Raw genomic sequence first — 24,912 nt, 5'->3', positions numbered from 1 at the left:
GCGAATAGCATATTCATAGCTATAAAAGAAAGGTAAGTCAAACGAAAACGCGGCGGCCCGGGCTCTGCCCGTCCCGACACGAGGAGAAGACAGCCATGAAGAAAGTCATGACCATTGAAGGAATGCGCTGCGGCCACTGCACGGCCAATGTGGAAAAGGCTCTGTGCGGAATTTCCGGCGTCAGCGGCGTGGCGGTGGATCTTGCCGCCAAAACGGCCACCATGGAAGCGGCTGAAAACGTGACCGACGAAACGCTCAGGAAGGCTGTGGACGATCTCGGCTTCCAGGTCGTCAACATCCGCTGACATAACGGCAGCTCTCCTTCCGCCTTCATGCCTTTTTCTGCGGCGTGAAGGCTGCCGTCTTTCCGGCTCTGCCGGGGCGGCGGAAGGCGATTTTCTGCCCCGGCCGGGGAAAGGCGGCGGATGCCGTTCCTCCGGCAGATTCGTTTCTTGTCGCCCCGGACAGGGAGGGCATGGCCCGTGCCTTTCCGGGGCTTATTTTTTCTGTTTCATCCGGAGGCGTTCGCTCTTTCCCTTCCGGGAACGGGCGGTGCGCCGCAAGATCCGCGCTCTTCAGGGGCGCGCCGAAAAAGGAAAACCTATGGAAACCCGCCCGGAAATTCTCAGGTTCCGCATAGAAGGCATGGCCTGCGGGGCCTGTTCCGCCCGTTCGCAGAGAGTGCTGAACGGCATGGAGCATGTGGACAGCGCCACCGTGAGTCTGGCCGACGGCACCGCGCAGGTGCGCCCGGCGGAAGGCGCGCTGGATGAGGGACTGGAACCCTTCATTCAGGAAGTGACGGAAAGGGTGAACAGGCTGGGCTTCAAGGCTTCCTATCTGCCGCCCGACGTGGATGAGCACGACCTGTGGGAAAGCGAGCAGGAAAAGACCAGGGCGGATCTTGCCCTCCGTCGCCGCCGCCTGATCACGGAATTTCTTTTTGCCGTGCCGCTGGTGTTCGTGGCCATGGGAAGCCACTGGGGCCTGCCCATGCCCTCCTGGCTGGACATGCACGAAAGCCCCCTGAGCTTTGCCCTGTTCCAGCTTCTTCTGACCCTGCCCGTCATCTGGTCGGGCCGCGATTTTTACCGCCACGGCATTCCGCTTCTTCTGCGCGGCGCGCCGAACATGGATTCCCTGGTGGCCATGGGTACGGGGGCGGCGCTGCTCTACAGTCTGTGGAGCACGTTCGAGATCGCTTCCGCCTCTTCGCCGGAGGCCGTGCATGCGGGCGTTGCAGGCCTGTACTACGAATCGGCGGCCATGCTCATCGCCCTCATTTCCCTGGGCAAATATATGGAGGCCGTATCGCGCACGCGCACTTCCGAAGCCATACGCGGTCTCATGGAGCTGACGCCCGAGCATGTGGAGCGCATGCTTGAGGACGGGAGCACGAAGGAAATTCCGGTGCGGGCCGTCATGCCCGGCGACCGGCTGCTCATCAAGCCCGGCTCCCGCATTCCCGTGGACGGCGTGGTGGCCGAAGGCGCATCCAGCCTCGACATGTCCAGCCTCACGGGCGAATCCATGCCCGTGGATGTGACGGCCGGAGATGAAGTGAACGCAGGCACGCTGAACGTGAGCGGCTCCTTTGTCATGGAGGCCCGGCGCGTGGGCGCGGATACGGCCCTTGCCCGCATCATTCATCTCGTGCGCGAGGCGCAGGGGTCCAAGGCCCCCATTGCCGGCCTTGCCGACCGCATCAGCCTGTATTTTGTGCCCGCCGTCATTGCCGTGGCCACGCTGGCCGGGCTTCTGTGGCTCTTTGCCGGGCATCTGCCCTTCGGCGAGGCTCTCCGCGTCTTTGTCTCCGTCATGGTGGTGGCCTGCCCCTGCGCGCTGGGCCTTGCCACGCCCATGTCCATCATGGTGGCCACGGGTCGCGGCGCTCAGCTCGGCGTGCTCATGAAAAACGGCACCGCGCTGGAACATTCCGGCCGTCTCGACACGCTGGTGTTCGACAAGACGGGCACGCTCACGGAAGGTCGTCCCCGCCTCATGGGCATTCAGGCCGAAGGCATGGCCGGAGATGAGGCGCTTGCCCTTGCCGCTTCCCTTGAGGCCGTTTCCGAACATCCGCTGGCGCGGGCCGTTCTGGAAGGGGCGCAGGAGAAGGGGCTTGCCCTTTCCGCGGTGGAAGGCTTCAGGGCCGTGGGCGGACAGGGCGTTACGGGCACGGTGAACGGCCGCACGCTTTTTCTCGGTAATGAAGGCCTGCTAGAGGAAAACGGCGTCAGCCTTTCCTCCGGGTGGAAGGAACGCCTGCTTGCCCTGGCCGACGAAGGGCAGACGCCGCTTCTTCTTGCCGTGGACGGAACGCCTGCCGCCCTGCTCGGCGTCGCCGATCCTCTGCGTGAGGAAACGGCGGGCATCATTGCCGACCTCCGGGCCATGGGCTGCCGTGTCATGATGCTGAGCGGCGACAACGAGCGCACCGCCCGGGCCGTGGCCGCAAAGGCCGGTATCGACGAGGTGGTGGCCGGTGTGCGGCCCGACGGCAAGGAAAAGGTCATTGCCGCGCTTCAGGCCGAAGGGCGCATCGTGGGCATGGTGGGCGACGGTATCAACGATGCGCCCGCGCTTGCCCGCGCCCATGTGGGCATGGCCATGGGTTCCGGTATCGACGTGGCCATGGAAGCGGGGGACGTGGTGCTTCTGCGCGGTCTTTCCGGCGTGAAGACGGCGCTTTCTCTGGGCCGGGCCACCCTTGCCAACATCCGCCTCAGTCTGTTCTGGGCCTTTGCCTACAACGTGCTTCTCGTGCCCGTGGCCGCGGGGGTGCTGCTTCTCTTCGGCGGCCCCGCCATGTCGCCCATGCTGGCGGGGGCGGCCATGTCCCTTTCCTCCGTGTCCGTGGTGCTCAACGCCCTGCGTCTGAGACGTTTCCAATAGAACCTTGCCGTAGACAGCTGGGGTGTCTTTCTGTCTTTCGGAGAAAGGTCGTCCGATGTCTGTGTAGAAAAAACAGATCCCTTTTCAGAACAAAGTATTGTCGCCGACAGGGGCGTGCCGTGCGGGACGACACTGTCGGCGACAGAAATTGAGTGTGTTCCTTCAGGGAGAAGAAGGACAGAAAAGGCACCGTGGTATGGAATGACCGTTCCGGGAACATCATTCATGCAGGGCAAGAGCGTGCAGTTCCTCAAGATTGAGAATAGTCAGCTCTGTTTTAGTAAAACATTTTAAAATATGCTTTTCTTTAAGATGCGTGATAATGTTTGACATTGTTACTTTGTGCATATTAAGTAGAAGTGCCAGTTCAGCCTGAGTAATATAGGAATGTATAGTTTTTTTCTGGTGAAGCATATACATTTCATATATAAAAAGACATACTCTGTTTAATGGCTTGACATACATATTGATGCACGAAAGTTTTGAATAACATAAATCTTTAACGGCTTGAGAATATGTAAGATTTTTTACAAGTAGTGGATTGATTGCAAGAATATGTTCAAAAGTAAGATTTTTAGGAAAAATATAGAGTTCTGAATCTTCGAGGGCTTTGATCGGCATAACATGAAACTGTCCTTCTGTAATGAAGAATGCTTCATAAATAAGTGATCCTGAGAAAATTAAATGAGGATTGAATACTTTTCCTTCTTCATTAATTTGATTAATACAAACTTTTCCTTTTTTAAGATATAAAAATGGTACAATATCACCAGTGTCAGGATATATGATTTCACCTTTTTTAAGAGTGAACATATATGCAATATCGAGTACCTGTTCCCATATATTGCTTGTATTGGATATCACTCCAGGCACGGAACGTAAAGGTGGGCATGCGGAAACATACCCGGGAAACTCTCTTGCGACGTATGGCGTCGTTTGAGTCTGCTTAGAGAGTAATTCGGATATGAACATGGAGGCTCCTGTTGGGAAAGAACGGAATCCGACCTTTTCAAAAAGGAAGAAAAGGTCGGAAATTTGTAAAATTGGAGATGAGATACCTTACATGAGACCAATGGGCCTGGCAATGGCAAGCATGATAAGAGGCATGATAATGACCCAGGCTATGGAAATGAAAATGCCGGGCTTGAACATGTCTCCCATTTTATAGTAGCCGGAGTTGTAGGAGACCAGAGACACAGGATCGAGCGGCAGAAGCAGTGCCGCGGATACGCTGAATCCCATGGGAATGGCCAGAATGGCGGCATTGGTGCCTATGGTTCCGGCAAGGGCCACAAGAGCAGGCAGCATGACGGCCACAATGGCGGTGTTTACGGGGATGATCAGGTGTACGGCTACGGTGAAGGCTGAGATGACGGCAATCATCAGCCACAACGGCAGGCCGGCAATGCCGCCGAGACAGTTGGCGGCTATCCAGGAAGCGGCGCCCTGATCCCACAGCAATACGCCGAGAGAGTTTGCTGAGCCGACGACCATGAGTACTTCCCAGCCGATCTTGTGGCTGTCTTCCCCCCCAGTCGATCAGACCGACGCCGGGCAGCAGAAATACGGTTGCACCGAGCACGCACGCTATGGGAAGCGGGATGCCGTGGATTTTGTCGGTCATCCAGAGAGTCATGTTGATGAGCAGGATGATAAGAAATTTCCATTCCTTGGACTGAAGTTTTCCAAGACGCCGGTATTCTTCCTCCACGGTTTCCATGCCGACGAGATTGTCCATTTCAGGGGGATAGATCTTGATGGTGAAGAACCATGCGAGGGGCGTGAGTATGAGCACCATGGGCATGCCTACACAGGCCCATTCAAGGAAGGAGATGTTGACTCCGGCGGTATCCTTGAGCATGCCTATGGTCATGGCGTTCATGGAGGAACCTGCCGGCGTTCCGACGCCGCCGATGAGGCAGGCAAAAGGCAGGCCTATCATCATGGCGCGGCCGAAGGAGCTGGCTCCCTGCATACAGTCGTTTTTCTGAAGAATGACCAGAGCTACGGGCAGCAGCATGGCCATAACGGGAATGTCTGCAAGAATGGAGGAAAGAATGCCACCTGCCATCATCAGATAAAGCAGAAGCTTGCCGGGCTTTCCCCTGGACTTTACACTGGCCCAGAGCACGATGCGGCGGCTGAATCCTGAGTTTTGGAAGGCAATGGACACGATGAACATGGCAAAAACGAAGAACACCGTGGGCGTTGCGAAGTTACCCATCATTTTGGGCAGGGGGCAATGTGGAAAATGGCCGGAAGTACCGTGAAGAGAATGGCAGCGAAAGCGATGGGCAGGGCTTCCGTCACCCAGAAAAGCACTGCGGCCAGCATGAAGATGATGGAGTACTGTCCGTTGGGCGTCAGGCCTTCAGGTGTGGGCAGCAGATACAGGGCAAGGGAGAGCAGAACGATACCGATGAAACTGACAAGCTTTTTCTGCATTTTGTTCTCCAAGATGAAAGGGCGGAGCGGTACTCCGCCCTTCGTGGTACCTGAGGTTACTTCTTGGGGAAGGTGAAGTTGTCCATGTAGTAGCGGTAAGGCTGCACGGGGTATTCTTCTACGGGTACACGGACCTTGGAGAAGACAGGCTGATTGTCTTCGCCCCGACGCACATGCAGCCAGGCGAGCCATTCGTCATTGTTGCGCTCAGGGTAGTCTTCGCGGTAGTGACCGGCACGGGATTCCTTACGCAGCAGAGAGGAGCGGACAAATAGTTCGGAGCGCATGAGCATGGTCTTTGCTTCATAGTACTTGCAAAGATCGCGGGGGTCTTTGGCCATCATACGAGCGGCCAGTTCGTTGGCATAGTCCACGCGTTTGAGGGCGTTGTTCAGGCTTGTTTCACTCTTGATGAGGCAGACGTCGGCCGGATAGACGATTTCCTGAGATTCACGGATGATATCCTTGGTGTCGATCCCCTTCCTGCCTATGGGGGCCATGGCTTCCCTGAGGGCTTCGCAGGCCTGAGTCATATTCACGGCATTCTTTTTGTCCCGGCTTCTGCGGGCCGCATTGGCTCCGGCGATATATCCTGTAACGGCGGTGGTGCAGAGTGCCCAGCCTCCCATATAGACGCCGGGGTCAAAGCCTTTGCATCGGCAGGCGGCGAACATGCCGGGAATGGTGGTTTCATAGTCGAGTCCGGTGACGGGACCTCCGCTGTGCCACATGATCTGGGGCATCCAGCGCGTTTTGCCGTCGAAGAACTTCATGCCGTGTTCCTTGACGAGACGATCATAATTGATCTTGGCCCAGCCACGGACTGGCTCCATCAGCTTGGCATTTTCTTTGGTCATGGGGGTAGTGTCGAAGAAGATGGGGGCTCTGCCGGCCCTGGCTTCGAAAGCCATGCCCCGGGAATTGTAGGTGGTGTCGGTGTTGGGACCGAGTTTTTCGGAGTAGTACTTCTTCATGAAGTCCTCGCCGTCCTTGTTGACCAGGCGGGCCCCCAGAGGCAGCAGACCTGTCTGTCCTTCCCAGGAGAACACGACGGGTTGAATCCATATGTTCATGAATTCGTTATGAGACAGTTCCGCACCTGCCTTGTAGGCCAGGTAGCCGCCTTCACCCGTGGAGTTGGACATGGTGATGTACGAAGGGCGCCAGCCGCCGCCACCTGTGGCGAGCACAATAGAGGGAGCCTCGAAAACGAAGGTTTCGCCGCTCTGAGTATGGAATCCGGCAGCTCCGGCAGCCTCGCCAGCGTCATCCTTGAGAATATCGGTGATGGCTACGCGGCAGATGCGGCGTACTCCGAGACGGTCGGCTTCACGGACCAGCGCGTCACGCATGCTGGGGCCGCCGGTACCGTACGGACGGATGAGCAGCATTTTCATGTGCTTGAGGTTGCGCTGCGGAATGGCAAGCAGCGTGCCATTTTCGTCTCGGGCGAACTGTACTCCCAGACGTTCATAGTGCTGGAAGCGCTCATAGGATTGTTCGAGTATATGCTTGACCAGCGGCTGGTCGCAGAGTCCGTCATAGTAATAAACGACGTCATCCAGTGCGGCTTCCACTGTCGTGTCCTGCACGCACTGGAAGTCGCCGCCGGAAGCGGTACCGAGACCGCCCCAGTCGGCGGGTCCCTTGTCGACAAGGACAACGTTTTCCACATGTTCACGTGCGCTGATGGCTGCCCAGAGACCGGAGAAACCGCCGCCGATGATGAGTACGTCCGCTTTGATATGATGGTCGATATTCGTCTGTTTCATCTCTACACTCCTTCACGTTCGAATTCGATGGTACGGGGCAGCCGTTCCTTGAAGGGGTCGATGAGGATGGCGCCGACAGGACAGGCTATTTCGCAGAAGTAGCAGGTCATGCAGTCGTTCTTGTATGCTGCTTCCGCCTTTGCACCGCAGGTGACGCAGCGGTTGGCCTCAAGAATCATGGTCTCATAGTCGAAGATCCGGCCGGGAGAGACTTCATTGCGGGGGGTGGCGGGCAGGTTGCCGATGGGCAGTTCCTGCGAGTACTGGAACATTTTTTCCGTGGGCATCGTCGCGATGCCATGTTTTTTCCCGGGACGGGATTCCAGCATGTCCCAGCCGTCCACGAAGCAGTTGGCGGAATAGGCGGATTCACGACCTTCGGCGATTTCATGAGCAGGGTCATGGGAGGCTCCCCGCACGGGGCCGGCTGCGAATACGCCGTTGGTTCTTGTGGCTCGCGTGATGGGATCGGCGACGATGTTGCCGTCGATGACGTCTACGACGGAAGCGAACTGCGTCGCGCTGTTTCTACCAGTGGCTATGATGACGGCTTTGGTGTGTTCCCTGCGCAGGCCGCGTACGGTGATGGCTTCATCATCACCGACGGGAGTGCCGGTCTTGAATTCTATGCCGCAGCTTTTGAACCAGGCAATCTGTGCTTCGAACAGGTCGGCAGGAATGTTTTCGCGGAATTGTCCGCCCAGACTCTGTTCTTTTTCGTAGACGACGACGGAATATCCGTGCCTGCGCATGAAATAGGCTGCTGCGAGACCGGATGCTCCAGAGCCGATGACTGCTATCGTGCCTGCGCGGCTGATGTCCGGCAGAATGGGATCATGTTCAAGAATCCAGTGGCCGAGGTAATCTTCCATGGCCGCAATGTTGACGGAAGCATCAATCTTTTTACGGGTGCAGGTTTTTTCGCAGAAATGCGGACAGATCAGGCTGGTGAACAGAGGGAAGGGGTTGTACTGCAACAGTTCATTTGCAGCGTCGGCATGACGGCCCTGCTGAAGCAGATGCATATAGCTGCGGACATCGACACCGGCGGGACAGGCCGCTGCACAGGGCGATACTTTTTCTTGATGTGTATTCAGACGGTATACATCAAATGAACACGTTTTAAAGCAGGATCCGCATCCGATGCATTTTTCCTGGTCGATGGAACGTAACATAAGACCTCCTCATAAAAATGGATTCAGCCTTCGGCGACTGATTCTTCAGGCTCGTGAATAAAGTAACCTTCAGTAAAAAACGGCATTGTAGTCCCAGCTAATTTTTTGTGTTGTTTTTCTCAAAAGAAGGTCCGGAAGTGTCGGTGCTTCGCTGTGAGAGAATCCGGTGAGGGACAGGGCAGTGAAAACCATGGAAAAGTCTTGCTCGGAAATAATATTTTTTGATAAAAAAACAGATGATTATTGGCATCTTGCGTTTTGTCTGGAAAATATGCCGGACTAAGCAGGAAGTATTTTTGTATGAAATAAATTTGGGAAAAATTTCTTTAATTATCATCAAAGTATATGTCCCGCCTTGGCATCACAGAAAGAGACAGAGGTTTTATGCTGAGAGAATTACCGAAACAGCCCGACTGTGAGAGAGGAGATCTCTTCCGGGAGAAGGGCTGTGCTGCCGGTGCTGATGAAGCCGTAAGTAAAAGACATGCAGGACAGGCCCTTTTCGAAAACAGAAAAATTCTGACGGGAGAGAAGCTCCGACGTTTTTGATGAGGCAAGCCTGATCTTCGAAGCTGTGGAATGCATTTGCGTGAATTTTCATGGGGTTCAGGGCATCGTCATGCCCGTGAAGACACCGGGGAGAGGACAAAAAATGCCCCCGGAGCGATATTACTTCGGGGGCATGCAGTGTTCAGGTCCGTTCTGCAGAAGAAAAGAGCGCGTTACAGCACGGCTCCGCCGAGATCCTGACCGAGAGCGCGGGAAGCGCGCAGGGAATGGATGAGGGCGTGGGTATCCTCGCCGGAGAAGATTTCCTCCTTCGAGGCGAGAAGCGCGAGGGGCAGCACCTCATCCGCATCGCGCACAAAGCGGATGTCCAGAGTGTGCAGTATTTCCTCGGGCACTTCCTTGAGGTCCTTTTCGTTGTCGGCGGGCACGAGCACGGTCTTCATGCCGGAGCGGCTCGCGGCAAGCAGTTTTTCCCTGAGTCCGCCGATGGCGAGCACGCGGCCGCGAAGGGTGATTTCGCCGGTCATGCACACGTCGTCGCGCACGGGAATGCCGAGCAGGGCGGAGGAAAGGGCCGTGGCCAGGGTGATGCCTGCGGAGGGGCCGTCCTTGGGCACGGCGCCTTCGGGAACATGCACATGGATGTCGATGTCCTTGTAGAAGTCGGGCTTCAGGCCGAGCAGGCTGGAACGGGAACGGATGTAGGAAAAGGCCGCATGGGCGGATTCCTTCATCACGTCGCCGAGCTTGCCCGTGACCTGAATCTTGCCGTTGCCGGGCATGACCACGGTTTCGATGTACAGAATGTCGCCCCCGGCGCCGGTGTAGGCAAGGCCTGCGGCCACGCCGGGCTGCGGATGATTCTCCTTCTCGTCATACCGGTACTTCTTCACACCGAGGAAGTCTTCCAGATCCTTTTCCCCGATGGACACGCAGAGGGAGGTGTCCGCGGCGTCCACAAGACGGATGGCCGTCTTGCGGCACAATGCGGCGATCTGCCGCTCCAGGTTGCGCACGCCCGATTCCCGGGTGTAGGAGCGGATGATCTCAAGAAGCGCCTCGTCGGAAAGCTCCATGTTCTCCGCCTTGAGCCCGTGCAGCTTCCACTGACGCGGCAGCAGGAAATCCCGTGCGATATGCACCTTTTCGCCTTCCAGATAGCTGGAAAGCTCCAGCACTTCCATGCGGTCGAGAAGAGGAGCGGGAATGCTCTGCATGGAATTTGCCGTGGTGATGAAGAAGACCTGCGAAAGGTCGTAGTCCATGTCGAGATAATGATCGTTGAAGGCGCAGTTCTGTTCCGGGTCCAGCACCTCAAGGAGGGCGGAAGCCGGGTCGCCGCGGAAGTCCACCGTCATCTTGTCGATTTCATCGAGGCAGAAGAGGGGGTTGTTGTACTTCGCGCGCTTGAGCGCCATGATGATCTTGCCGGGCAGGGCGCCGATATAGGTGCGCCTGTGACCGCGTATTTCCGCCTCGTCGCGCACGCCGCCCAGGGAAATGCGCACGAATTCGCGGCCCGTGGCCTCGGCTATGGACTTGGCAAGAGAGGTCTTGCCCACGCCGGGAGGCCCCACAAGGCAGAGTATGGGGCCCTTGAGGGAGCCGGAAAGCTTCTGCACCGCAAGGTATTCCAGAATACGCGTCTTGGCCTTTTCCAGCCCGAAATGTCCGCCGTCGAGCACGGAACGGGCCTTTGCCAGGTCGATGTCCACGGGCTTGAGCTTGTTCCAGGGCAGGTCGATGATCCAGTCCACATAGTTTCTGGCCACCACATATTCCGAGGAGGCCGGGGGCATCTGGCGGAGCTTGCGCACTTCGCGGAGAGCGCGTTCCCGCGCGTCTTCGGGCATGTTCTTGGCCTTGAGCTTTTCCTCAAGCTCCACGATCTCGGCCTGTATGTCGTCGTGTCCGAGTTCCTTGTTGATGGCCTTGAGCTGCTCGGTGAGGTAATATTCCTTCTGGTTCTGTTCCATCTGAGCCTTGACGCGGCTCTTGATGGTCTTGTCCACGCCCGAGGCGATGAGTTCGCCGCCCAGGTATTCATATACCTGGCGCAGACGCTTGCCCTGATCGAGGGTTTCCAGAATGGCCTGCTTGTGCAGGTAGTCCACCTTGAGGCAGGGAGCCACGGCATCGGCCAGGGTGCCCGGATCATCGAGCAGCGCAAAGGCGGCCAGCTGTTCGGGGGTGATGCGGCGGTTCTGGCGGCAGGCCTCGGAAAGGGCATCCTGCAGGGCCTCCACCACGGCGGGCAGTTCCGCATCCTCTTCCAGCGTTTCTTCCACACGCACGGTGCGCAGCCGCGGGAAGGCGCGGTCGCCGAAGGCGGAACTTGCGTTCAGGGGGAGCCATGTGGCGCGGTACAGCCCTTCGCATACCAGCTTTATGGTATTGTCCTGAAGGCGGTCGGCGCGGAGCACGCGGCTGACCACGCCCATCTGGAACAGGTCGGAAAGGCCGGGGCGTTCGATGGCGGCGCTTGTCTGCGCCACCAGAAATATCTGCTTGTCGTATTCGGTGACGGCGCTGTTGATGGCACTCACCGAAGCCGAACGCCCGACATGGAACGTCATCACGGCATGAGGGAACATCACTACTTCACGCAGGGTAATGATGGGCAATTCCAGCGGAGTCTGTTCAGCCATAGAGATCCTCAATATTCCCGGTATGCAATTGCGTCCCTGCCCGGCCGGAAGGCCGGGAAGCAGGAACGCAACTGCCGGGGCCGGGGAAGAACCCCGGGAAAAACGGTTCCACCCTTTACGCGGCGTGCGTGAGGATGGGCTTGTCCGTACCCTCGATGACGCCGCGGGTGATGACGCACTCGGTCACGTCCTTGAGGGTGGGAAGTTCATACATGATGTCGAGCATCACGTTTTCCAGCACATTGCGAAGGCCACGGGCGCCCGTCTTGTTTTCCAGGGCCTTTTCGGCCACGGCGCGCAGGGCGTCATCTTCAAAGCGCAGCGTCACGCCGTCGAGCTCGAAGAGCTTCTGATACTGCTTGACCAGCGCGTTCTTCGGTTCGGTCATGACGCGCAGAAGATCGTCCACACTGAGCTCTTCCACATGGGTGATGACCGGAATACGCCCGATGAATTCGGGAATGAGCCCGAACTGCACGAGGTCGGTGGGAACCACCTGATCGAGAAGCTCACCCAGGCGGTGTTCGCTCTTTTTCTCGATATGCGCGCCGAAGCCCATGCTGGTGCCGCGGGAACGCGATTCCACCAGCTTTTCCAGCCCGATGAACGCGCCGCCCATGATGAACAGGATGTTCGAGGTATCCATGCGGATGAACTCCTGCTGCGGGTGCTTGCGTCCGCCCTTGGGCGGGATGTTGGCCACCGTGCCTTCAATGATTTTCAAAAGAGCCTGCTGCACGCCTTCGCCCGACACGTCGCGGGTGATGGACGGCCCGTCGGCCTTGCGCGAAATCTTGTCGATTTCATCGATATAGATAATGCCCTTGCAGGCGGCGTCAAGGTCGTAGTCGGCGTTCTGAAGCAGCTGGACGAGGATGTTCTCCACGTCTTCGCCCACATAACCGGCTTCGGTGAGGGTGGTGGCGTCGGCAATGGCGAAAGGCACCTTGAGCACGCGGGCCAGAGTGCGGGCAAGCAGCGTCTTGCCGCTGCCCGAGGGGCCGAGCAGAAGAATGTTGCTCTTCTCAAGCTCCACGCCTTCGATGGCGCCGGCATGGAACACGCGCTTGTAGTGGTTGTGCACGGCCACGGAAAGGATCTTCTTGGCGCGTTCCTGACCGATGACGTAATCGTCGAGCCGGGCCTTGATTTCCTGAGGAGTGAGCAGTTCGCCCGGTTCCTCGCCGTTATGTTCCCTGCGGTCCTGTTCGGCCATGATGTCGGCGCAGGCAGCCACGCATGCGTCGCAGATGCACACTTCGCCCTGCGTGACGAAGTGGCGCACTTCAGAGCCGCTCTTTCCGCAGAAGGAGCAGCGGATTTCTTTCTGATCGTCGTTCATGCCTGACTTCCCGTGTTGTTCGCCACGTCGCGGCGGGAGCTGAGAATGCGGTCGATGAGACCGAACTTCAGGGCTTCCTCGGCGGACATGAAATGGTCGCGCTCGGTGGCCGCGGCGATGCGCGCTGCGCTGTTGCCGGTGTTTTCCGCAAGGATGCGGTTCAGGTTCTTTTTAAGGCGCAGACCTTCGCGCACATGGATATCCATGTCCGTGATCTGCCCCTGCACGCCGGCGGAGGGCTGATGGATCATGATGCGGCTGTTGGGCAGGCTGTAGCGCATGCCCTTGGCGCCGCCGGCCAGGAGAAAGGCCCCCATGCTGGCGGCCTGACCGATGCACAGCGTGGCCACGGGAGGAGCGATGAACTGCATGGTGTCATAAATGGCCATGCCCGCCGTGACCGACCCGCCGGGGCTGTTGATGTACAGGCTTATTTCCTTTTCAGGGTCCTGCGATTCCAGAAAAAGCAGCTGGGCGCAGATAAGCGAGGCCGTGGCGTCGTTGACCTCGTCGCACAGAAGAACGATGCGGTCCTTGAGAAGACGGGAGTAGATGTCGTAGGAACGTTCTCCGCGTCCGGTGGATTCGATGACAAAGGGGATAGTCACGTCTGGGCTCCTTAAGAAAGGAAATCCCCGGCCGTGAAGCCGGGGAATCCTTTCCTGATTCGTTATTCGGCCTTGGCTTCGGCGGGAGCGACCTTCTGGGCCTTGTCGAACATGAGGCTCATGGCCTTGCTGTTCAGCATGCGGTCCTGAATGTCGTTGACGGCGCCGTTCTGATACAGAGCTTCGCGCAGCTTGCGGAAGTCCTGCTTGTATTCACGGGCCATCTGCATGATCTGCATGTCCACTTCCTGAGCGGAAACTTCAAGCTTTTCACGGCGGGCGAGAGCGGTGAGGAACACCTGCACGCGGGCGCGTTCTTCGCCGCGGGTGCGGATTTCGCCTTCCATGTTCTTGACGCTTTCGTCAATGGCGGCCTTGTCCAGGCCCTGCTGGCTGAGATATTCGCGTATCTCGTTTTCGTATTCAACCTGCTGATTCTTGACCACGGCTTCGGGCAGGGGGAAATCCTGACCTTCCAGAGCAGAGGCGATGAGCTTCTGTTCGGCGGCGCTGCGGGCGGAAGCAACCTTGTTGTGGCTGGCCTGGTCGGCGAGCATCTTCTTCAGCGCGGCCAGATCCGGGAAGCCCAGCTTCTTGGCATAGTCTTCGTCGAGTTCGGGCAGGATTTCACGGCTGATCTTGTTGAGCTTCACGCGAAGGTTCACCGTCTTGCCGCGCAGGCTTTCGTCGATGTGATCTTCGGGGCAGACCATGGTGCCGGTGCCTTCCTCACCCGCATGCAGGCCGCGGATGATGTTGTCGAGTTCGGAGAGTTCCTTGCCTTCGGCAGGTTCGGAAAGCTGGATGCTGTAGTTTTCCACCTTCATGCCGGGCACGCTCTTGCCCTCCACATCGCCGTCCACGTCGATGGTGACGATGTCGCCGTTTTCGGGAAGACGCGCTTCCTTCACTTCTTCCAGGGTGGCGGTGCTCTTCAGCAGGCGCCTGGTGAAGGCTTCCACTTCTTCTTCGGTGGCTTCGGAGGAATCCATTTCCACGCTGAGGGCGGACAGGTCTTCGGGAAGCCTGATGTCGTCGGGCAGGGTTTCAAAGGAGAAGGAGAAGTTGAAGTCCTTGCCGCGGGTGATCTGGTCGCCGTTGTAGTCCAGACGGGAGAGGGGCTTGATGTCCTCTTCCTTCAGGATGTCGGCCACGCGACGTTCCACCAGCGTTTCGGAAGCGCGGGAAAGCACTTCGCCGGCAAAGCGCTTTTCGATGACGGAAACGGGAGCCTTGCCCTTGCGGAAGCCGGGCAGCGTGACGGAAGCGCCCACTTCACGGGCGGCGGCGTTGAGAGCGGCATTGACCTCCTCGGCCGGGACGGTCACGCTGATTTTGCGGGAGACAGGGGAAACGACTTCGATGCTGTGAGCCATATCGGTAAAACTCCTTATGAATGATCTGCCCGGCCTTGCCGGAAGGCAGAGAAATGGCGCAGAAAATGGTGCGAGAGGAGAGGCTTGAACTCTCAAGGATCACTCCGCTGGATCCTAAATCCAGTGCGTATGCCAGTTTCGCCACTCTCGCACGCAAGAGCCATATATACTGCAAGGCGAAGAATTTAACACAGCTTTGCGCCGGAAGCAAGAGCCGTACTGCGCCTCCGGCACTGCGCCCGGGCGCTGTTCACCGTGTTTTTGCGCCCTGCCTGCGTCGTTCTGCGGCCGGATCTCGATGGAAAGGCCCGCCCGGCGCGTGCGTGCACCGGACGGGCCCTCCCGGCGGAGAGAGGAGTTTTTTTACGCGGCGTAAAGTTTTTCCCTGAGCCAGTCCTTCATGGGATCGGAAGGCATGAACACGCCCTTCAGCGTGCCGAATTCCTTGTGGAAGTCACCTTCCAGTTCTTCGGGCAGAGGGGAGACCCACAGGTCTTCCGTGGCTTCGGAATTGCGCATCACAAGGCGCAGGGTGGGCTGCTCGGTCCAGTTGTCGAGCACGAAATAGTGGGCGAAATCGTCCTTGGAGCGCACGGGGGCGTGTTCGGCGTGCCAGTCGTTGTTGCCCCATTCAAGGTAAAGGGTGACGGCGTCGGCGGGATCGAGGTTCCATTCTATGGGAAGGCTGCTGAAGGCCTTGAGCTGTTCGGAGGTATTGTACTGCATGGTGGTCTCCTTGTGCGGGATGAGGGCGGCGGTTCGCCGTTCCTGAAGCATCTCTGTTGAGACCAATATGGGCATGAAAGTTCCGCTTGTCAAGAATAATTCCTGATAAGAAAATGAATTTTTCGGCAGATAGATGATATTTCATGAAATTTCAATAAATTACATGATATCAATAGGCTGCTCCATCAGAAGGCGTGCTGTTTTTTCAAGCCTGCGGCACTCGGAACGCAGAAAGGGAAGCGAAGCGGCGTGCTCAGGCCTCTCGCAGGAGGGCGGGCGCTTCCTCGCGCCGGAAGGGGGAACGGCACGGGCAGGGCGCGTCGTTTTTTTTTTGCAAAGGGGAATCCGGGCACAAAAAAACGCCCCCCTTGTGCAGGGAGGCGCTTTTTTTGCGGATGTCTTCCGGCTCAGGCCGGAGAAGCTCAGATTCTGCCGTAGGAGGCGAGAACCTCACGCAGCAGCTTCACCGTATTTTCGGAGGGCTGGCAGAGAGGCAGGCGTACTTCGGAGCTCATACGGCCCATGAGGGAAAGGGCGGTCTTGCAGGGGATGGGGTTGCTTTCCGCAAACATGGCCCTGTTCATGGGTTCCAGCGCGAAGTGCAGGCGGCGGGCTTCTTCGTAGTCGCCGCGTTCGCACGCGGCGGTGAGGGCGCTCATCATGTCCGGCAGCACGTTGGCCGTTACGGAAATGACGCCCTTGCCGCCCACGGCATAGGTGGGCAGAACGGTGAAGTCGTCGCCGGAAAGCAGGATGTAGTCTTCGGGGCACTGTTCAAGGATGTTGGAAACCTGCACCAGATTGGCGGTGGCTTCCTTGCAGCCGATGACGTGTTCGAGTTCGCGGGCCATGCGGGCCTGGGTGGCGGGCAGCACGTTGGAGCCGGTGCGGCCGGGCACGTTGTACACGAACATGGGCAGGGCCACTTCGTCGTTGATGGCCTTGAAGTGCTGGAAGATGCCTTCCTGCGTGGGCTTGTTGTAGTAGGGGGAGATGAGCAGAGCGGCGTCGGCACCGGCCTTCTTGGCGAAGCGGGTGAGGCTGATGGCCTCGACGGTATTATTGGAACCGGCCCCGGCGATGACGGGCACGCGGCCCTTCACCTGGTCGATGCAGATGCGGATGGCGGATTCGTGTTCCGCATGGGTCATGGTGGCGGATTCGCCGGTGGTGCCGCAGGGCACCACGCCGTTCACGCCCTGTTCAAGCTGCCATTCGATGTGGGCGCGGTAGGCTTCTTCGTCGATGGTACCGTTCTTGAACGGGGTAAGCAGAGCAGTTATCGTTCCGTGAAACATGCTTTTCTCCGAGCGGGATAATATGGATGAAGAGAATTTCCAGACGACTGGGCCCCGGACGGTCAGAATTTCAAAAGGCTGAACAGGGAAGGGTCGATGACGCCTGTAAAGACGCGGGCCACGGCTCCGGACAGGAATACGGAGTCGCCCACAAGTTCAATGCCCAAGATTTCCTTACCTGAAGTAGTGACATTGACGCTGCGATCCGTCAAGCCAAGTGCATGAGCGATACAAGTGGAAGCCGCCGCACCGGTGCCGCAGGCCAGGGTTTCACCTTCCACGCCGCGCTCGTAGGTGCGCACATGAAGGGCGTTTTTTCCGGTGACGGTGACGAAGTTCACGTTGGTGCCTCTGGGGGCGAAGTGCTCATGGTAGCGGAAGAGGCGGCCGAGATGTTCCACGTCCACCTTGTCGCAGTCTTCGCAGAGAATGACGGCGTGGGGTACGCCGGTATTCACGAAGTGAACGTCGAAGGTTTTTCCGTCCGCTTCAAGAGGGGTGTGCAGCACCATGCCTTCCGGGCGGGTGAGTTCCACGCGGGAGCGCATGTGTTCCACATCCACATCGGCATGGATGAGGCCCGCATCGGTGCCGAAACACTGTTTTCTGCTCGCAAGGCCGAGGTCGACGGCAAGCCATGAGGCGCAGCGCGAGGCGTTGCCGCACATTTCCGCGCGGGAACCGTCGGCATTGTAGAAATGCCAGATGAAGTCTCCTTCCCGGCCTTCGGGCGTGGTGTCGAGAAAGAGCAGGCCGTCGGCCCCGATGCCCGTTTTGCGCTGGCACAGAACGAGGGCCCAGGAGGCCATTTCGGAAACGCTCACCTTCGCTTCCCTGTTGTCGATGAAGATGAAGTCGTTGCCGCAGCCGTGCATCTTGTGAAAATGGATCTCTTTCATGGTCGTTCCCGGGCGGAGGCTGCCGCCCGGGCCTTTCTTACTGAAGGCGGTTCCAGACGAACCGGATATAGGGTTGCATGACGGTGAGGGCCTTCTGCGCATCGAGGGGGAGCGTGGCTCCGGCGGCGTTGCGATGTCCTCCGCCTCCGAACTGGGCGGCCACGTCGCGCACGTTGTCTTTGCCGGAGGAACGCAGGCTGGCCTTGGTTCTCACCTTGCCGTCTTTTTCCTCCTCGCGCAGCACAAGGGCCACGCGCACGCCCCTGAGGCGGCGGAGCTGCTCCACAAAGCCTTCGATGTCATCGCGCGTGGCGTTGCACTCGCGCAGGGTATCGAGGGTGACGAGGGCGGCGGCAAGGCGGCCTTCCTCAAGAAGGAGCGCCTCCTGCATGAGGCGGCCCCACAGGCGGAGGCGCGTTTCGCTCCAGTTGTTTTCCATGCACTCGCGAAGGCGGGCGATGTTCAGGCCTTCTTCCGCCATTTCCGCCACAAGGCGCAGGGCGCCTGCGGTGGTGTTGCCGTAGCTGAAGTTGCCCGTGTCGGCGGAAATGGCCACATACAGGGCTTCGGCCAGGGCGCCGTGCAGGGGGGCGCGCAGGGCCTTGGCCACCATGGCTATCATTTCCCCCGTGGCAGCCATGGCCGGATCCACCCAGTTGGCTTCGGTGCCGAAGAGCGGATTGGCGAGGTGATGGTCGATGTTCACGCTGGGCACGCGGTCGAGCAGAGGCTGCAGGGCATCGCCGAGGCGCGCTCTGTCTCCGCAGTCGAGACAGGCCACAAGGTCGGGTTCGCAGGGCAGGCTTTCCAGGCTGGAAAGCACGGGCCCGGGCAGCGTGAGAAAGCGCAGGCGCTCGGGAAGGCCGTCCTCATTGAACACCAGCGCATCCACGCCTATGGAGCGCAGGGCCCAGGCCAGGGCAAGGCAGGAGCCCATGGCGTCGGGGTCGGGGTTCGTATGGGCGGCGATGAGCACGCGCTGATGGTGTCGGAGTGCGGAGAGCACTTCTTCGGGAACGGAAGGTTCAGTCGTCATAGAAAAACTCAAGGTCGCTGTAGACCATTTCTTCTTCGCATACGGCTTCCATCATGAGCAGGCATTTGTCCATGCGCGACTGCATGTGCCTTTCGCTGTTGCTCACGGAAACCACCTGGAGGCGGAGCCGCACCAGAGATTCCTCGGTGCCGGCTTCGGCGATGGCCACATTGAAGGTGTTGCGCACCTTCTGCTTCAGGCTGTTGGCCACGCGGCGCTTTCCCTTGAGGGAATCGTTGCCGTGCAGCGCGTATTCCACGGTGAGAACGCCGATGACCATGCCGGGCCGCCTTGTCAGGAGCGATAGTCGGAATTGAGGGAAACGTAGCCGTGGGACAGATCGGAAGCGAGCAGGCGCGATTCGCCCGGGCCGTCGCCGAGGGAGACTTCCAGAGGAAGATCCACTTCCTTGAGCGGTTCCTCAAGAAGCGCGTCGAAGTCGAGGTCGGTGGGGCGTCCGTCGCGGAAAAGCTCCACGCCGCAGAGGCTCACGCGAAGGGCCAGAGGATCGAAGTTCACACCCGCGCGGCCTGCGGCGGCCACGATGCGGCCCCAGTTGGGGTCGCGGCCGAACATGGCCGTCTTCACGAGCTGGGAGTGACCGATGGTGCGGGCCACCTTTTCCGCGTCGGCATTGCAGGCGGCGCCCGTGACATGGATGTGCATGACCTTGGTCGCGCCTTCGCCGTCCTTCACCAGCATGTAGGCGAGTTCACCCAGAACCTCGGTGAGCGCCGCTTCCAGAAGAGGAATTTCCTCTGCGGCAACGGTGACGCCGGAAGCGCCGTTGGCAAGGCCGTAGAGAGAGTCGTTGGTGGAGGTGTCGCCGTCCACGCTCACGCGGTTGAAGGTGGCGTCCGCCGCGCGGCGGAACATGTCGCGCCAGGCCGGGGGTTCGACCTTCGCGTCGCACATGACGAGGGAAAGCATGGTGGCCATGTTGGGGCAGATCATGCCCGCGCCCTTGGCCACGCCCGCAAGAAGCACGGTGCCGCCCTTGAGGGCCAGTTCACGCCCCGCCATCTTGGGGAAGGCGTCGGTGGTCATCATGGCGCGGGCGAGGCCCTCCAGATCCACCTTGCCCAGAGAGGCCGCCAGAGCGGGCACGACGGCGGCCCACTTGTCCATGGGCATCTGCGCGCCGATGACGCCGGTGGAGGCGGGGAGAAGGCTTTCGGCAGAGACCTCTTCTCCGGCTTCGCAAAGCGCCCGGCTCACCATGTCGAGGGTGCGCAGGCAGTTTTCCCTGCCCTGTTCGCCGGTGCAGGCGTTGGCCTGGCCGGAATTGAACAGTACGCCGCGCACGCCGGATGCACCGGAAGCGGCAATGTGCTCTTCGGAGACGAGCACGGGAGCTGCGCGGAAAAGGTTGGTGGTGAAGACGCCCGCGGCGGTGGCGGGCACGGTGCTGAAGACAAGGGAAACGTCGTTGCGGTCGAGATGTTTGCCCCGGAAGTCGGCATTGGCCGCGGCGAGGCGGAAACCCTGAGGTATCTGAATCATGGAAAGTTCTCCGTTCCGGTTGGAATGCGTCTTCAATCTGCCACAGTTGCCGGTGCCGCGCAAGGGCGCGGGAGCGCGCGGGCGGGCTTTACCCTTGGAAAAAACAGCGGAAAATGTCGCCTTGCGCGTCCTTTCCGGCCGTGCTACTCTGCGCTGGTCCGTCTTTTTCCGAACCCTCAACCGAGGCCTTTGCGCCCTGCCTGCTCACATGTCCGAATATTCCAACAAAAAAGGCGGTTCCATGATCCGCGACTACGGTCAGGCGCTGCTTACGGCGGTTATTCTGGCCGTCATCATCCGCACCTTCGTTCTTCAGGCCTACACCATTCCCTCCGGCTCCATGCTCCAGACCGTGCAGATCGGCGACTATGTGCTTGTCAACAAGTTCGTGTACGGGGTGAAGATTCCCTTTACCGACAAGTATCTTTTCCGGGGAAGTGATCCTGAGATCGGGGACATCATCGTGTTCAAGTATCCCAAGGACCCCGACACCGACTTCATCAAGCGTGTGGTGGGGCTTCCCGGCGACGTGGTGGAAATGCGCAACAAGCAGTTCTACAGAAACGGCGAACCGGTGAAGGAGGATTACATCCAGCAGCTTTACCCCAACGTCATCGGCAGGCTCGACAATGTGGGGCCCGTCACGGTGCCTGAGGACAGCTACTTCGTCATGGGCGACAACCGCGACAATTCCGACGACTCCCGCGACTGGGGCTGCGTGCCGCGTTCCTACATTCACGGCAAGGCCTGGCGCATCTACTGGTCGTGGGACGCCAATACCCATACCCCGCGCCTCAGCCGTCTGGGCAAGCTTGTTCAGTAACGGGTTTCCGGCCCGCATTCTTTTCCCGTCATGGCGGTACTGCCGCCGTGGCGGGGTGCTTTTTCCCTCCGGGGAAGTTTTTTGAGAGAAGGAAATATCCGTGCAGCGTATTCCCGAACCATTGAAAAATCTTGTGGATCAGCTCGCCCGCCTTCCCGGATTCGGCCCCAAGTCCGCCATGCGCGCCGCCATGACGCTGCTCAAGTGGCCCGAGGCCGAGGTACGCAGGCTGGGCAAGGGCGTGTATGAGCTGCGCGACACGCTGCATCTGTGCAGCCGTTGCGGCGGCCTTTCGGATTCCGACCCCTGCCCCATCTGCGCGGACAAGGAACGCGACGAGAGTCAGCTCTGCCTTGTGGCGGAGTGGGACAGCATGCTTACCATGGAAGAAGGCAACTTCTACCGGGGCTACTACATGATTCTGGGCGGTCTGCTCGCCCCGCTGGATCACAGCCCCGCGGAAATGCTGGAAATGGACCGTCTGCGCTCCCGCCTTGCCGAAGGCAGGGTGAAGGAGCTCATCCTCGCACTGGGGGCCACGGCGGAAGCCGAGGCGACGGCCACCTTCGTCAAAGACCAGGTGAACGCGCGTTTTCCCGAAGTGCGCGTCACCCGTCTCGCCCAGGGCATTCCTCTGGGAGCGGAGGTGAAGTACATGGACAGGGAAACTCTGCGCCAGTCGCTGCGCTACCGTCAGGCCCTGTAGCCGGGAGCGCTCTGCCTTCCCTCTGCCGTACAGGGCGGGAGGAAGGCCGGCGGATACGGCCGCACCCGGGCCCGTATCGGACGGCTCCGGTTCCGGCTTCTTGATACCACAACACACGGAGGCATCATGGCCTTTTACTTTGCGCCCCGCGAGGCGAGAACCACCCTTTCGTGCCCGGAATGCGGAGCCCCGCTGGATATACGCCGCACCTGCCATGAGGCGTATATGCAGTGTTCCTCCTGCCGCCGCACCTTCAAGCTCAATCAGTTCATCAGCCGTATGGATGACGTGATGGAAGAATTCCTCGAACGGCTGTACGCGGACCGCGTGTAGATTTCCTGCCGGAGGCCGCCCCTCCGGGGCGGCTTTTCCCCCAGAAGGAGCGATTATGAGTTTCCGCCGTCAAGTTTTCGCGGCGTTTCAGCCTCTGGTGGACATCGCCCTGTTCATTCTCGTGAACACGGCGCTGTTTTTCGCCGCGAGGCTCGCGCTTTTGTATTTTCTTCTGCCCGACATCACCGAAAGAGGGCATATCCCGCACGCGCTGTACATAGGGCTCAAGTTCGATGCCCGCATGGCCGTGTTCATGACCCTGCCTCTCGCCTTCTGCCTGCTCTGGCCGAGGCTGGAGCGCGCAGTCTCGCGTGAGGGCGCGTCCACGGCGCGCCGCGTGCTGTGCCTTGTCACGGGCATCATGGCCGCAGGGGCCATGCTGATCCATATTTTTGATTTCGGCTTCTTCTTCTATCTGCATCAGCACATCGACATGGGCGCCAGGGTCTTTCTGGAAGATCCTTCGGAATCCGTGCGCATGGTGTGGCAGAGCTATCCCGTGCTGCTCATCGCCGCGGCCTTCGCCGCCTGCGTTGCGCTGTATGTATGGCTTTTTTCGGCCTTTCTGCGCACGCACGTTCCCTTTCCCATCCGTCCGAAAAAGGGCGGGGAAGGCTGCAGCCGCAAGTGGCGCGCCTTTGTCACGGTTTCTTCCCTCGTCATGCTCTTTGTGGTGGGCTACGGGCAGATAAGCTCGAACTTCTTCCCCCTGCGCTGGAGCAACGCCTACTTCAGTTCCGACAAGAACATCGCGCTTCTGGCCGTGAACCCCATTCAGAACCTGTTCGACACGCGCAATTTCGGCAAGGCCATTCCTCCCAACGAGGCGGCCACGCGGGAAGCCTGGCCGCGCATGGCCGCGTACCTGCGCGTGCCGGAAGGTCAGCCGCCTTTGACGTATCTGCGCCATTTCCCCGGCAGGGAGATGGAAAAGCGCCCCAACATCGTGATCATCATCATGGAGTCGCTCTGCTGGGAACGCACCTCCCTTGCGCCTTCCATGCCCGCATCGCTGGGCAGGGACATTGATCCCACGCCCTTCCTCAGGGAACTTGCGCCGAAGAGCCTCTATTACCCCAACTTCTACGCGCCCACGCGCACCACGGCCCGCGCCGTGTTCACCACCATAAGCGGCGTGCCGGATGTGAACCACTCCGGCGGTACCACGTCGCGCAACCCCAGACTTGTGGACCAGTCCACCGTGTTCAACGAGTTCCAGGGCTATGAAAAATATTACATGATCGGCGGCAACGCCAACTGGGCCAACATCCGCGGCATGCTCCAGCACAATGTGGATGATCTGCATCTTCTGGAGGAATCGGCCTGGGAGGCTCCCAATACCGACGTGTGGGGCGTTTCCGACATCGCCATGTTCCGCGAGGCCGTGGGCGTGCTCGACAAGAGCCCGAAGCCCTTCATCGCCGTGATGCAGTCCGCCTCCTTCCACAGGCCCTACACCATACCGGACGACAACGAGGGCTATGTTTCCCCTCCCGATCCTTCGCCGGAAGCGCTGGCCTGGTACGGGTACGAAAGTGCGGAGGAGTTCCGCTCCCTGCATCTTTCCGATCATGCCCTGCGCCGCTTCTTTGAGAAGGCCTCCAAAGAGCCCTGGTTCAACGACACCATCTTCGCCATTTTCGGCGATCACGGGCTGAACAACAATTCCACCAACATCACGCCCGCCGTGCGTGCCTGCAACCTGCAGGCCTGGCATATTCCGCTGCTCATCTACGCCCCCGGCGGACAGGTGGCCCCGGGTGTGAATCCGGCCCCGCACATTCAGCCGGACGTTCTGCCCACCATGGCGTCTCTGGCCGGGCTGGACTATTACACCAACACCCTGGGCCGGAACCTGCTCGACCCGGACAACGACAAGGACGCCGTGGTCTTCATCAGCGACAACGACCACACCCGTTATCTTCTGGAACAGGGCTATGTGTACGCCATACGGCCCAAAGGCGACGCCCTGTACCTTCTGGATGAGCGCACGCCGGACAACAATCCCCGCGACCTCAGAAGCGAAGAGCCGGAGCGTGCGGCGGCCATGCGGCAGAAGCTCATGGACTTCTACTATACCTCGCAGTACCTGCTGCACAACAACGGCAAGGATCATATTGAGGCCGCACGCCTTGCCGCAAAGGCCGCGGCGGAGAAGTGAGCATGAAGACGGTGACCATTCATACCGACGGCTCCTGTCTCGGCAATCCCGGGCCCGGGGGCTGGGCGGCCGTGCTTTCCTGCGAAGGCGCGCAGGGCAGAGTACGCCGGGAAATGTGCGGCGGCTTTGCCCGTACCACGAACAACCGCATGGAAATTCTGGCTGTTCTGGAGGCGCTCGGCGCGCTGAAGGAACCGTGCACGGTGGAGCTTTATACCGATTCGCAGTATGTGGCCAAAGCCATACGGGATCACTGGCTGGACAACTGGCAGCGCAACAACTGGCTCACGTCGGCCAGAAAGCCGGTGAAGAATCAGGATCTGTGGCAGCGCATGCCGGCCCTTCTGGCCAGGCATGAGGTGCATTTTCACTGGCTCAAGGGCCATGCCGGGCATGCGGAAAACGAACGCTGCGACGAACTTGCCCGGGGCGAGGCGGTAAAAAAGAATCTGCCCGAAGATACGGGCTTCACGCTGTAGCTTCCCGCACGGGCTTTTCCGGTGCCGGGTGCGCTTTTCCTGTGGCGTTCTGCGGCATTTCTCCCCCGGCTTTTGCCGGGGGAGATTTTTTTTGAACTTCTGTGCAGTACTGCGGAAAGGTGCTCGGGGCGTGAAGGCGCCCGCGGGGCGGAAGGACCGGGAAGAGCGGGGGACGGA

General features: G+C 59.4%; 22 protein-coding genes, 1 tRNA gene and 1 pseudogene. 7 read left to right on the top strand and 17 right to left on the bottom strand.

The features are described 5' to 3' along the window. The first annotated feature begins 95 nt into the window (after positions 1-95). Together Q0K07_RS00810 and Q0K07_RS00805 are read left to right on the top strand one after the other, a co-directional pair. Positions 96-305, top strand: coding sequence for a heavy metal-associated domain-containing protein (locus Q0K07_RS00810; RefSeq protein WP_294555094.1), 210 nt, complete (start codon positions 96-98; stop codon positions 303-305). Positions 306-603: 298 nt separating this feature from the next. Beyond that, complete coding sequence (locus tag Q0K07_RS00805; protein ID WP_294555091.1) at positions 604-2,895, top strand: heavy metal translocating P-type ATPase; 2,292 nt, start codon at positions 604-606, stop codon at positions 2,893-2,895. A gap of 219 nt (positions 2,896-3,114) precedes the next feature. Here the strand turns inward: Q0K07_RS00805 and Q0K07_RS00800 are convergent, their stop codons facing one another. From Q0K07_RS00800 to argJ, 17 genes and pseudogenes are all read right to left on the bottom strand, one after another. Next, complete coding sequence (locus Q0K07_RS00800; RefSeq protein ID WP_294555089.1) at positions 3,115-3,867, bottom strand: Crp/Fnr family transcriptional regulator; 753 nt, start codon at positions 3,865-3,867, stop codon at positions 3,115-3,117. An 87-nt stretch (positions 3,868-3,954) separates the two neighbouring features. Further along, entirely contained in the window at positions 3,955-4,389 is a 435-nt protein-coding gene (locus Q0K07_RS00795; RefSeq protein WP_294555086.1) for an anion permease, read from the bottom strand. A 97-nt stretch (positions 4,390-4,486) separates the two neighbouring features. Further along, a pseudogene (locus tag Q0K07_RS00790) lies at positions 4,487-5,077 on the bottom strand (SLC13 family permease); the annotation flags it as partial. 41 nt (positions 5,078-5,118) lie between these two features. After that, a complete protein-coding gene (locus Q0K07_RS00785) occupies positions 5,119-5,340 on the bottom strand; it encodes an anion permease (RefSeq protein ID WP_294555083.1) in 222 nt (73 codons plus the stop codon). 56 nt (positions 5,341-5,396) lie between these two features. Then, positions 5,397-7,112 carry an FAD-binding protein gene (locus Q0K07_RS00780; protein WP_294555080.1) on the bottom strand — a complete coding sequence of 572 codons (1,716 nt, stop codon included), beginning with the start codon at positions 7,110-7,112 and terminating at the stop codon, positions 5,397-5,399. Positions 7,113-7,114: 2 nt separating this feature from the next. Continuing rightward, positions 7,115-8,287, bottom strand: coding sequence for an FAD-dependent oxidoreductase (locus Q0K07_RS00775; RefSeq protein ID WP_294555078.1), 1,173 nt, complete (start codon positions 8,285-8,287; stop codon positions 7,115-7,117). Positions 8,288-9,009: 722 nt separating this feature from the next. Then, the gene (gene lon, locus Q0K07_RS00770; protein WP_294555076.1) at positions 9,010-11,445 is read right to left on the bottom strand and encodes an endopeptidase La; all 2,436 of its coding nucleotides are present in this window, start codon (positions 11,443-11,445) and stop codon (positions 9,010-9,012) included. Between the two features lie 115 nt (positions 11,446-11,560). Beyond that, complete coding sequence (gene clpX / locus Q0K07_RS00765; RefSeq protein ID WP_294555073.1) at positions 11,561-12,787, bottom strand: ATP-dependent Clp protease ATP-binding subunit ClpX; 1,227 nt, start codon at positions 12,785-12,787, stop codon at positions 11,561-11,563. Next, on the bottom strand, positions 12,784-13,395 hold the full coding sequence (gene clpP / locus Q0K07_RS00760) for an ATP-dependent Clp endopeptidase proteolytic subunit ClpP (RefSeq protein ID WP_294555072.1): 612 nt from the start codon (positions 13,393-13,395) through the stop codon (positions 12,784-12,786). The genes clpX and clpP overlap by 4 nt, the downstream gene beginning before the upstream one ends. A 62-nt stretch (positions 13,396-13,457) precedes the next feature. Further along, positions 13,458-14,771, bottom strand: a complete 1,314-nt coding sequence (tig, locus tag Q0K07_RS00755) for a trigger factor (protein ID WP_294555068.1) — start codon at positions 14,769-14,771, stop codon at positions 13,458-13,460. Positions 14,772-14,837: 66 nt separating this feature from the next. Further along, a tRNA-Leu gene (locus tag Q0K07_RS00750) sits at positions 14,838-14,922 on the bottom strand. A gap of 212 nt (positions 14,923-15,134) precedes the next feature. Further along, the gene (locus tag Q0K07_RS00745) at positions 15,135-15,497 is read right to left on the bottom strand and encodes a DVU0772 family protein (RefSeq protein ID WP_294555065.1); all 363 of its coding nucleotides are present in this window, start codon (positions 15,495-15,497) and stop codon (positions 15,135-15,137) included. A gap of 422 nt (positions 15,498-15,919) precedes the next feature. Continuing rightward, positions 15,920-16,795: a 4-hydroxy-tetrahydrodipicolinate synthase gene (dapA, locus tag Q0K07_RS00740; RefSeq protein WP_294555062.1), complete on the bottom strand. Its 876-nt coding sequence runs from the start codon at positions 16,793-16,795 to the stop codon at positions 15,920-15,922. A gap of 62 nt (positions 16,796-16,857) precedes the next feature. After that, complete coding sequence (gene dapF, locus Q0K07_RS00735) at positions 16,858-17,694, bottom strand: diaminopimelate epimerase (protein ID WP_294555059.1); 837 nt, start codon at positions 17,692-17,694, stop codon at positions 16,858-16,860. A 37-nt stretch (positions 17,695-17,731) separates the two neighbouring features. Then, complete coding sequence (locus Q0K07_RS00730; RefSeq protein ID WP_294555056.1) at positions 17,732-18,730, bottom strand: bifunctional oligoribonuclease/PAP phosphatase NrnA; 999 nt, start codon at positions 18,728-18,730, stop codon at positions 17,732-17,734. Beyond that, positions 18,720-19,010, bottom strand: coding sequence for a DUF503 domain-containing protein (locus tag Q0K07_RS00725; protein ID WP_294445729.1), 291 nt, complete (start codon positions 19,008-19,010; stop codon positions 18,720-18,722). The genes Q0K07_RS00730 and Q0K07_RS00725 overlap by 11 nt, the downstream gene beginning before the upstream one ends. A 14-nt stretch (positions 19,011-19,024) precedes the next feature. Then, positions 19,025-20,233 carry a bifunctional glutamate N-acetyltransferase/amino-acid acetyltransferase ArgJ gene (gene argJ, locus Q0K07_RS00720; protein ID WP_294555053.1) on the bottom strand — a complete coding sequence of 403 codons (1,209 nt, stop codon included), beginning with the start codon at positions 20,231-20,233 and terminating at the stop codon, positions 19,025-19,027. A gap of 241 nt (positions 20,234-20,474) precedes the next feature. Here argJ and lepB point away from each other — a divergent pair, with 241 nt between their 5' ends. The 5 genes from lepB (at position 20,475) to rnhA (ending at position 24,735) form a co-directional block, all read left to right on the top strand. Then, positions 20,475-21,056: a signal peptidase I gene (gene lepB, locus Q0K07_RS00715; protein WP_294555050.1), complete on the top strand. Its 582-nt coding sequence runs from the start codon at positions 20,475-20,477 to the stop codon at positions 21,054-21,056. A gap of 100 nt (positions 21,057-21,156) precedes the next feature. Next, positions 21,157-21,762, top strand: coding sequence for a recombination mediator RecR (recR, locus tag Q0K07_RS00710; protein WP_294555047.1), 606 nt, complete (start codon positions 21,157-21,159; stop codon positions 21,760-21,762). A 126-nt stretch (positions 21,763-21,888) separates the two neighbouring features. Further along, on the top strand, positions 21,889-22,095 hold the full coding sequence (locus Q0K07_RS00705; protein ID WP_294555044.1) for a dual CXXC motif small (seleno)protein: 207 nt from the start codon (positions 21,889-21,891) through the stop codon (positions 22,093-22,095). A 55-nt stretch (positions 22,096-22,150) separates the two neighbouring features. Then, positions 22,151-24,256 (top strand): LTA synthase family protein, encoded by a 2,106-nt coding sequence (locus Q0K07_RS00700; RefSeq protein ID WP_294555042.1) that lies wholly within the window; start codon positions 22,151-22,153, stop codon positions 24,254-24,256. After that, on the top strand, positions 24,253-24,735 hold the full coding sequence (rnhA, locus tag Q0K07_RS00695; protein WP_294555039.1) for a ribonuclease HI: 483 nt from the start codon (positions 24,253-24,255) through the stop codon (positions 24,733-24,735). Before Q0K07_RS00700 ends, rnhA begins: the two co-directional genes overlap by 4 nt. The last annotated feature ends 177 nt before the right edge of the window (positions 24,736-24,912 follow it).

Source organism: uncultured Mailhella sp., assembly GCF_944324615.1.
Taxonomy (GTDB): Bacteria; Desulfobacterota; Desulfovibrionia; order Desulfovibrionales; family Desulfovibrionaceae; genus Mailhella.
Note: the sequence above shows the minus strand (reverse complement) of the source record. Positions and strands in the feature narration are given on the sequence as shown.

Bases quoted from the DNA above. Each gene is read 5' to 3' on its own strand.
- Q0K07_RS00810 (WP_294555094.1), top strand. From the start codon at position 96: ATGAAGAAAGTCATGACCATTGAAGGAATGCGCTGCGGCCACTGCACG.
- Q0K07_RS00805 (WP_294555091.1), top strand. From the start codon at position 604: ATGGAAACCCGCCCGGAAATTCTCAGGTTCCGCATAGAAGGCATGGCC.
- Q0K07_RS00800 (WP_294555089.1), bottom strand. From the start codon at position 3,867: ATGTTCATATCCGAATTACTCTCTAAGCAGACTCAAACGACGCCATAC.
- Q0K07_RS00795 (WP_294555086.1), bottom strand. From the start codon at position 4,389: ATGGTCGTCGGCTCAGCAAACTCTCTCGGCGTATTGCTGTGGGATCAG.
- Q0K07_RS00785 (WP_294555083.1), bottom strand. From the start codon at position 5,340: ATGCAGAAAAAGCTTGTCAGTTTCATCGGTATCGTTCTGCTCTCCCTT.
- Q0K07_RS00780 (WP_294555080.1), bottom strand. From the start codon at position 7,112: ATGAAACAGACGAATATCGACCATCATATCAAAGCGGACGTACTCATC.
- Q0K07_RS00775 (WP_294555078.1), bottom strand. From the start codon at position 8,287: ATGTTACGTTCCATCGACCAGGAAAAATGCATCGGATGCGGATCCTGC.
- lon (WP_294555076.1), bottom strand. From the start codon at position 11,445: ATGGCTGAACAGACTCCGCTGGAATTGCCCATCATTACCCTGCGTGAA.
- clpX (WP_294555073.1), bottom strand. From the start codon at position 12,787: ATGAACGACGATCAGAAAGAAATCCGCTGCTCCTTCTGCGGAAAGAGC.
- tig (WP_294555068.1), bottom strand. From the start codon at position 14,771: ATGGCTCACAGCATCGAAGTCGTTTCCCCTGTCTCCCGCAAAATCAGC.
- Q0K07_RS00745 (WP_294555065.1), bottom strand. From the start codon at position 15,497: ATGCAGTACAATACCTCCGAACAGCTCAAGGCCTTCAGCAGCCTTCCC.
- dapA (WP_294555062.1), bottom strand. From the start codon at position 16,795: ATGTTTCACGGAACGATAACTGCTCTGCTTACCCCGTTCAAGAACGGT.
- dapF (WP_294555059.1), bottom strand. From the start codon at position 17,694: ATGAAAGAGATCCATTTTCACAAGATGCACGGCTGCGGCAACGACTTC.
- Q0K07_RS00730 (WP_294555056.1), bottom strand. From the start codon at position 18,730: ATGACGACTGAACCTTCCGTTCCCGAAGAAGTGCTCTCCGCACTCCGA.
- Q0K07_RS00725 (WP_294445729.1), bottom strand. From the start codon at position 19,010: ATGGTCATCGGCGTTCTCACCGTGGAATACGCGCTGCACGGCAACGAT.
- argJ (WP_294555053.1), bottom strand. From the start codon at position 20,233: ATGATTCAGATACCTCAGGGTTTCCGCCTCGCCGCGGCCAATGCCGAC.
- lepB (WP_294555050.1), top strand. From the start codon at position 20,475: ATGATCCGCGACTACGGTCAGGCGCTGCTTACGGCGGTTATTCTGGCC.
- Q0K07_RS00705 (WP_294555044.1), top strand. From the start codon at position 21,889: ATGGCCTTTTACTTTGCGCCCCGCGAGGCGAGAACCACCCTTTCGTGC.
- Q0K07_RS00700 (WP_294555042.1), top strand. From the start codon at position 22,151: ATGAGTTTCCGCCGTCAAGTTTTCGCGGCGTTTCAGCCTCTGGTGGAC.